Annotated in this window: 6 protein-coding genes; 5 read left to right on the top strand and 1 reads right to left on the bottom strand. The window is 76.7% G+C overall.

The genetic code is table 11. From position 1 onward, the window contains the following. Positions 1-88: 88 nt before the first annotated feature. Entirely contained in the window at positions 89-619 is a 531-nt protein-coding gene (locus tag ACFQ11_RS36565; RefSeq protein ID WP_378307340.1) for a helix-turn-helix transcriptional regulator, read from the bottom strand. A 165-nt stretch (positions 620-784) separates the two neighbouring features. Between ACFQ11_RS36565 and ACFQ11_RS36560 the strand changes: the two genes are divergently transcribed. The 5 genes from ACFQ11_RS36560 (at position 785) to ACFQ11_RS36540 (ending at position 7,880) form a co-directional block, all read left to right on the top strand. Further along, positions 785-2,032 carry a hypothetical protein gene (locus ACFQ11_RS36560; RefSeq protein ID WP_378307338.1) on the top strand — a complete coding sequence of 416 codons (1,248 nt, stop codon included), beginning with the start codon at positions 785-787 and terminating at the stop codon, positions 2,030-2,032. Next, positions 2,029-4,485, top strand: a complete 2,457-nt coding sequence (locus tag ACFQ11_RS36555; protein ID WP_378307336.1) for a tetratricopeptide repeat protein — start codon at positions 2,029-2,031, stop codon at positions 4,483-4,485. Before ACFQ11_RS36560 ends, ACFQ11_RS36555 begins: the two co-directional genes overlap by 4 nt. 61 nt (positions 4,486-4,546) lie before the next feature. Further along, positions 4,547-5,776, top strand: a complete 1,230-nt coding sequence (locus ACFQ11_RS36550) for a PP2C family protein-serine/threonine phosphatase (protein ID WP_378307334.1) — start codon at positions 4,547-4,549, stop codon at positions 5,774-5,776. Next, complete coding sequence (locus ACFQ11_RS36545; RefSeq protein WP_378307332.1) at positions 5,773-7,122, top strand: vWA domain-containing protein; 1,350 nt, start codon at positions 5,773-5,775, stop codon at positions 7,120-7,122. Before ACFQ11_RS36550 ends, ACFQ11_RS36545 begins: the two co-directional genes overlap by 4 nt. A 2-nt stretch (positions 7,123-7,124) precedes the next feature. Further along, positions 7,125-7,880: an FHA domain-containing protein gene (locus ACFQ11_RS36540; RefSeq protein ID WP_378307330.1), complete on the top strand. Its 756-nt coding sequence runs from the start codon at positions 7,125-7,127 to the stop codon at positions 7,878-7,880. Positions 7,881-7,964: the final 84 nt, after the last annotated feature.

The following is a 7,964-nucleotide window of genomic DNA, read 5'->3' as shown; positions in this document are numbered from 1 at the left end:
CGGCTCCGCGGCGCTCGTCCCGCGCCCGCCCCGCCTCTGACGCGCACGCGCGGCCCCGCCCCGGGCGGGCCGGGGCCGCGCGCGGCGGTCAGGACATCGGGGTGTGGGCCGGGCCGCCCGCGTGGACGGCCTTGCGGCGCTGGAAGGGCAGGTAACGGTCGGTGCGGCGCGGCCGCGCGGGCATTCCGGTGGACTCGACGGCCAGGATGCGGTCGAAGCGGAAGGCGCGGACGCCGCGCCGCATCCGGCACCAGCCGACGAGGTACCAGTGGTCGCGGTGGACGAGCGTGGTGACCGGCTCGACCTCGCGGATCGTGACGTTGGCGCCGGCGTCGCCGTAGCAGAGGCGGACGACGCGGTGCTCGCTGATGGCGGCGGCGACCACGCGGGCGCGGTCGGCCGTGGAGGCGTCCAGGGACGCGGTGAGGGTGGCCAGCGTGGCGCCGGCCACGTCGTCGTGGGGGACGGTGTCCAGGAGGGTGCGCAGGGCCCGGCGCGCGGTCGCGGCCTGCGGGCCGGCGCCCAGGTGCGCGAGCGAGAGCGCGAGGGCGGCGATCTCCGCGGCGGAGAGCGTGGTCAGGGAGGGGGCGGTCCTGCGGTGCGTCGCAACGTTCGCCATGGTTCGATAATACGTTCGAACACTGACATTTTGGAGGCCCGCCGGCCCCCGCGGGCTTGATCGTCCGCAGTCCTTGAGCGTTGGGGCACGGATGGGGAAAACTGGCATCAAAACTGCACGGCACGGGGGATGGCAGGGCGAACATGGGCGAGCCATGGACCCGCGTTGGGTGAACCGACGCGCCTGCCGATGAGCCGCGACGACATCGATCGGACGCTGGCGCATCTGCGGGACGAGAGGGAGCGCATCGGCTCCGCCCTCCTCGAACTGGAGGCCGACCAGGGCTACCAGCTGCTGGAGGGCGCGACGCCGGCCGGCGAGACGCGCCGCGTCCAGGCCGCCGTGCGCGCCCGCGCCGAGACGCTGTGGACGCTGTTCGACCTGTACCGCCGCGCCGTCGCCGAGGCCGAGGAGGTCCGCGCCCGGCCCGGCCGGCTCGGGCAGTGGCGGCTGGCGGAGCTCACCCGCCTGCTGACCGCCCCGGTCGTCGAGCTGCCCGCCGCCGAGGTGCCGCTCGAGCGCCGCACGCTGCTGCACGTCCCGTCCGGTGAGCGGCTGACGCTGCGCGCGGCCGTCGGGCGGATGACCGGCCTGTACGAGGAGATCGTGCGGGCGGTGGGGCCGCTCGAACGGATCTGGTCGGCGCTGCTGTCGCGGCTCGCCGAGACCGAGGCGGCCCGGCGCGCCGCCGCGGACGCGCTGGCGGCCCTCGGCGGGACGGACCCGGAGCTGGCGCGGCTCGGCGCCGACCTCGACGAGATCGTCGCGCGGGTCGGCGGCGACCCGCTCGCACTGGCGCCCGGCGGCCGTCCGGACACCGCCCCGCTGGACGCGCTGCGCGACGGGTTCGCGGACGCGCGGCGCCGGCTGGAGTCGGCGGCGGCGCTGCGGGACGGGTACGCCTCCCGGCTCCGCGAGATCGCCCGGACGGTCGACGCGCTGCGCGAGACGGAGGCGGAGGCGCGCCGTGTCCGGGACGCCGTCGCGGCGAAGATCGCCGGTCCCCCGCCCGCGGCGCCGCCGGAGGCGTCGGCCGCGCTCGCCGACCGGCTGTCCGCCCTCGACCGGGACGCCCGGACGGGCGGCGACTGGACGGGCGGCGACTGGACGGAACGGGCCCGGCGGATCGGCGACCTCGAACGCGCGGCCGGCGCGGCGCTGCGGGACGCGCGGGACGCGGTCGGCGTCGTCCGGGGCCTGCTGGAGCGGCGCGACGAGCTGCGCGGCCGCCTCGACGCGTACCGCGTGAAGGCCGCCCGGCTGGGCCTCGCCGAGGACGCCGGCACGGCCGGTTTGTACGAGCGGGCGCGCGCGCTGTTGTGGACGTCGCCCTGCGATCTCCGGGAGGCGACCGTGGCCTTGGCGGAGTACCAGCGGGCCGTCTCCGCGCGGGAGAAGGGAGCGGATGGATGAACCTCTGCACGGTGCCGGGATGCACGGGAACCGTCGAGGGCGGGTACTGCGTCATATGCGGCATGGCCGCACCCTCCAGCCCCTCGGGACCTTCCGCCCCCGATGCCTGCGCCCAGGCGGGCTGCGGCGGGACGATCGTCGACGGCTTCTGCGACGTCTGCGGTTCGCCGCCGGCCGCCGCGGGCGGCACCGCGACGCCGGGTGCGCCGGACGCGGCGAGCGGCGCGTGCGGCAGGCCGGGCTGCGGCGGGACGATCGTCGACGGCTTCTGCGACGTGTGCGGCGAGCCCCCGCCGTCGACGGCGGCCCCGACCGGGACGAGCGGGCCGTCCGGGGGCCGGTCCTTCGGCACGGGCGGCAGCAGGGGCAGCATCGGCGGACGGACGGGCAGCGCGCGCACCGGCGGGACGCGGTCGTCCGGGCGGCTCGGCGGGCTGGGCGCGGGCCTGGTGAAGGTGCCGCCCGTCCCGTACCGGAACCCGTCCGCCGCCGTGCTGCGCGACCCGAAGGTCGCCGAGAGCAAGCGGTACTGCAGCCACTGCGACGAGCCCGTCGGCCGCAGCCGGGGCGACCGGCCCGGACGCACGGAGGGGTTCTGCCCGAAGTGCGGCGCGGGGTTCTCGTTCACCCCGAAGCTGTCGCCCGGCGACCTCGTCGGCGGCCAGTACGACGTGCTGGGCTGCCTGGCGCACGGCGGCCTCGGCTGGATCTACCTCGCCCGGGACAAGAACGTCAGCGACCGCTGGGTCGTGCTGAAGGGCCTGCTGGACAGCGGCGACGCCGACGCCATGGCCGCGGCGGCGGCCGAGAAGGCGTTCCTCGCGGAGGTCGAGCACCCCAACATCGTCAAGATCTACAACTTCGTGCAGCACGACGGCGACGGCTACATCGTCATGGAGTACGTCGGCGGCCGGTCGCTCAAGGACATCCTGCTGCAGCGGCGCGACGAGGGCGCGGACGCGCTGCCCGTCGCGCAGGCCATCGCGTACGCGCTGGAGGTGCTGCAGGCGTTCGGCTACCTGCACGCCCGCGGCCTGGTGTACTGCGACTTCAAGCCCGACAACGTCATCCAGTTCGAGGAGCAGCTCCGGCTGATCGACCTCGGCGGCGTCCGGCGCCTGGACGACCCGGACGGCGCGATCTACGGCACGCCCGGCTACCAGGCGCCGGAGATCGCCGACGTGGGCCCGTCGATCAGCTCCGACCTCTACACCGTCGGCCGCACCCTGGCCGTGCTGAGCTTCCCCTTCAAGGGCTACACGTCCCGGTACCGGGAGAGCCTCCCGCCCCGGGAGGACGTTCCGGTCCTGAGCAAGTACGAGTCGTTCGACCGTTTCCTCCGCCGCGCGACGCACCGGGACCCGGACGAGCGGTTCCAGGACGCGGCGGAGATGGCCGACCAGCTCACCGGCGTCCTGCGCGAGGTGCTGGCCGCCGAGGACGGACGGGCGCGGCCCGCCCCGTCGGCGCTGTTCGGCCCCGAACGGTTCGCGGCGCGCGCCGCGGGCGAGGAGTCCGACGCGGCCGCGCTGCCGCCCGTCCCGCCGGACACGGCCGCCGCGGCGCTGCCCGTCCCGCTGGTGGACGCGGGCGACCCCGCGGCCGGGTTCCTCGCGGGCCTCACCTCGCTGGGGCCCGCGCAGCTCGCCGCGACCGTCGCGGGCGCGCCGCAGCGGACGCCGGAGGTGCGGCTCACCCTCGCCCGCGTCAAGATCGAGCTGGGCGAGCACGACGAGGCGGAGCGGCTGCTCGACGAGTTCACCGCCGACCGGCCGGACGACTGGCGGGTCGAGTGGTACCGGACCGTCGCGCTGGTCGCCCGCGGCCGCGTCGCCGAGGCCGAGCCGCGGTTCGACCGGCTGTACGACCTGCTGCCGGGCGAGGCGGCGCCGAAGCTGGCGCTCGCGTACTGCCGGGAGCAGAGCGCGCCCGCCGACGCCGCCCGGCTGTACGAGCTGGTGTGGCGCACCGACGACTCCTACCTCAACGCGGCGTTCGGCCTCGCCCGGGTGCGTCTCGCGGGCGGTGACCGCGCCGGTGCGATCGCCGCCCTCGACACGGTCCCGGAGACCTCGATCCGGCGCACGTCCGCGCAGGTCGCGGCCGTCACGACGGCGGTGCGGGCGCGGCCCCCGGCCGAGCTGACGGCGCAGGAGCTGCTGGCCGCCGGGCGGCGGCTCGGCGGGCTGAGCGCGGACGCCCTGGACGACCGGCGCCGCGACCGGCTCACCGCCGAGATCCTGGAGGCCGCGCTCGACTGGCTGCTCATCGGCTCCGGCCGGTCCGGCGGGACGGACGGTACGCAGTTGCTCGGCGCGGAGCTGCGGGAGGCGCCGCTGCGCCGCCGCCTGGAGGGCGCGTACCGGCGGCTGGCGAAGGGCGCACCGGACCGGGAGGAGTGCCGGCGGCTTGTCGACGCCGCCAACGCCGTCCGTCCGAGGACCCTGCTGTGACGCGCGCCCCGTTCTCCCGCCCGCCCGCCTGCCCGCCCCCGCCGCAGATTCGGACGACACCGTGACCCACGACAAGACAGGCGCCAAGGCCGCGGAGCTGTGCTGCCCCGCCTGCGGCGAGATGGTGTACGCGGGCGAGGCGTTCTGCGAGGGCTGCGGGCACCGGCTCGGCGACGCGCCCGTCCCGGCCCCGGCCGCCGCGGTCGCGGCGGTGCGCGAGGGCCGGGAGGGCCGCACCTTCCGGATCGGCACCGCGTCTCTCGCCCGCGGCCGCGCCGCCCCCGCGCCGCCCTGCGCGGGCTGCGGCGGCACCGCGATCGACGGCGACGGCTACTGCGAGAACTGCGGGCTGCGGCAGCCCGCCGACCGCGACCACGTGGAGGCGACGCTGCCCGCGGGCGCGGGCCCCGGCCCGCTCGCCGCCGCCGGGGTGAGCGACCGCGGCCTGCGCTACAGCCGCAACGAGGACGCGCCGGCCCTCGCCGTCCACGCCGCCGGGGTCGCGGCCGTGGTGGCGGACGGGGTTGGCTCGTCGCGGCGCCCCGAGGAGGCGTCCCGCGCGGCGGCCGACACCGGCGCCGCCGAGCTCGCGTCCCGGCTGGACGCGGGCGAGGACCCGGCCGGCGCGACGCGCGCGGCGGCGCTGGCGGCGGCGCGGGCCGTCGCCGCGCTGTCCCCCTCGGAGGACGACGCCCCGTCGTGCACGTACGTGTCGGCGGTGACCCGCGACGGGACCGTCACCGTCGGGTGGGTCGGCGACAGCCGCGCCTACTGGCTCGCCGACGACGAGTCCGGCCGCCCGGGGAACGGCGACTCCCAGTCGGGCGGCGCAGAGACCGGCGACTCGGATACCGGGCCGGGCGGGCAAGCCGAGCAGGCAGGCCCGGTCGGGCTCGCGGCATCTCGGCGGCTCACCGAGGACGACTCCTGGGCCGCGGTCATGGTCGCCGAGGGCGCGCTGACCGAGGCCGAAGCCGAGGCGCACCCGAACGCGCACGTCATCACGGCGTGGCTCGGCGCGGACGCCGGGGACGTCGCCCCGCACGTCGCGTCGTTCCGGCCGTCCGGCCCGGGCACGCTGCTGGTGTGCAGCGACGGGCTGTGGAACTACTTCCCCGCCGCCGGGGACCTGCGGGCGCTCCTGCCCGGCGATCCCGCGGCCGATCCGCTGGGCGCCGCCCGGACGCTGGTGCGGCACGCCCTCGACGCGGGCGGCCGGGACAACATCACCGTGGCCGTGGTCCCCCTCCCCTCCCCCGACCGTCCCCCGAGCAGGGAGCAGCATCGATGAGCGAGCAGCCGCAGTTCACCGTCAAGGTCGACCAGAACAAGTACCTGCCCGAGGGCGGCCGGGAGGTGCACGCCATCGTCTCGGTCGAGGCGAGCGCCGCGGGCGGCACAGAGGGCGGGGCGGTCCTCGCCGCCGGGCCCGCGACCCGCGCGTCCGAGGTCGTCATCATCGACACGTCCGGTTCGATGTCCTACCCCGACACCAAGCTGCGGGCCGCCGTCGAGGCCGCGCAGGTCGCGGTGGACACGCTGCGGGACGGCGTCGAGTTCGCGGTCGTGTCCGGCTCGAACGTCGCGTCGATGGTGTTCCCCGAGCAGCCCGGGCTCGTCCCGGCGAACGACGAGAACCGCCGGCTGGCCAAGGAGGCGCTCGGCCGGCTGCGCGCGTCCGGCGGCACCGCGATCGGGTCGTGGCTGCGGCTGGCCGACGAGCTGTTCGCCGACCGGAAGGGCATCCGGCACGCGATCCTGCTGACCGACGGCAAGAACCAGCACGAGACGCCCGAGCAGCTCGACGCCGTCCTGTTCCGCTGCGAGGGCCGGTTCGTCTGCGACTGCCGCGGCGTCGGCACCGACTGGGAGGTCGCCGAGCTGCGCAAGGTGTCGTCGGCGCTGCTCGGCGGCGTCGACATCGTCCGCGACCCGTCCGAGCTCGTCGCCGACTTCCAGGCGATGACGGAGGCGGCGATGGGCAAGTCCGTCGCGGACGTGGCGCTGCGCCTGCAGACCCCGCAGACCGCGAAGCTGAAGTTCGTCAAGCAGGTCCTGCCGACCGTGGAGGACCTGACCGGGCGCCGCGTCGAGGTGCCGCCGCAGGCCGGCGACTACCCGCTCGGCGCGTGGGGCGAGGAGAGCCGCGACTACCACGTGTGCGTGGAGCTGCCGCCCGGCGAGGTCGGCAAGGTGCTGCGCGCGGTGTGGGTCAAGCTCGTCGTGCCCGGCCCGCCCGGCGAGGAGGCGCGGGTCCTCGCGACCGGCAACGTCCTCGCCGAGTGGACCGACGACGAGGCGCGCTCCACGCGGATCAACGAGCGGGTCGCGCACTACACCGGGCAGGCGGAGCTGGCGGTCGCGATCCAGGAGGGCCTGCAGGCCCGCGAGCGCGGCGACGAGGACACCGCGACGGCGCGGCTCGGCCGCGCGGTCGTGCTGGCCGACGCGGCCGGCAACGAGGAGATCACCTCGCTGCTGCGCAAGGTCGTGGACGTCGTGGACCCCGCCACCGGCACCGTCCGGCTGAAGAAGAACGTCGACAAGGCCGACGAGATGTCGCTCGACACGCGGTCCACCAAGACCGTCCGGACCCGGAAGGACGAGACCGTCAACAACCGCGCCCAGAAGGGCTGAGCATGGCCATCTGCCCGAGCGGCCACACCTCGCGGTCGGCGGACTTCTGCGACGTGTGCGGCACGCCCATCGGCGGCGCCGCGCCGTCCGGCGGGCCCGGCACGGGCGGTTCCGGCGGGAGCGGCCCGGACGGCGGCACGCCGTGCCCCGACTGCGGCCTGCCCGGAACCGACCGGTTCTGCGAAGGCTGCGGCTACGACTTCGTCGCGGGCGGCGGCCGCCCCACGCGCGATCTCGAACGTCCGTCCGCCGTCCCGCCACCGTCCTCGCCCCCCGCGTCGACCCCCGCGTCGGCGCCCGCGTCGACCCCGGCGCCGGACGGGCCCGCCGCGCGGGCCCCGGGGGCCGAGTGGACGGCCGTCGTCGACGCCGACCGCGAGTACTTCAACGCCGTCCTCGCCGAGGAGGGCCCCGACTCGGGGACGCTGGTGTTCCCGCCGTACGCCCCGCAGCGGCGGATCCCGCTGACGTCCGGGCAGATCCGCATCGGCCGGCGCAGCTCCGCGCATCCGACGCCGCCCGAGATCGACCTGCGGGAACCGCCGGAGGACCCGGGCGTCTCGAAGGTCCACGCGGTGCTCCTGGCCAAGGCGGACGGGTCCTGGACGCTCGTCGACCCGGGGTCCACCAACCGCACGTACCTGAACGGGTCCATGGACCCGATCCCGCTGAACACGGAGGTTCCGGTGGCCGAGGGAGACCGGATCCACGTGGGCGCGTGGACCACCATCACCCTGACCCGAGGGGAGGCGCGGTGACCGCCGTCGAGCGGACGCCCGCACCCGCGGCGCCGGACGTGCCGGACGCCGCGGCGTCGCCGCGGACGCCCGGCCGCGCGGAAC

The sequence above is a fragment of the Actinomadura sediminis genome, from assembly GCF_042675525.1.
GTDB lineage: Bacteria > Actinomycetota > Actinomycetes > Streptosporangiales > Streptosporangiaceae > Spirillospora > Spirillospora sediminis.
The sequence above is the reverse complement of the archived record's forward strand: the minus strand, read 5'-3'. Positions and strand labels throughout refer to the sequence as shown.

Coding starts and splice junctions, on each gene's coding strand:
- ACFQ11_RS36565 (WP_378307340.1), bottom strand. CDS start 619: ATGGCGAACGTTGCGACGCACCGCAGGACCGCCCCCTCCCTGACCACG.
- ACFQ11_RS36555 (WP_378307336.1), top strand. CDS start 2,029: ATGAACCTCTGCACGGTGCCGGGATGCACGGGAACCGTCGAGGGCGGG.
- ACFQ11_RS36545 (WP_378307332.1), top strand. CDS start 5,773: ATGAGCGAGCAGCCGCAGTTCACCGTCAAGGTCGACCAGAACAAGTAC.
- ACFQ11_RS36540 (WP_378307330.1), top strand. CDS start 7,125: ATGGCCATCTGCCCGAGCGGCCACACCTCGCGGTCGGCGGACTTCTGC.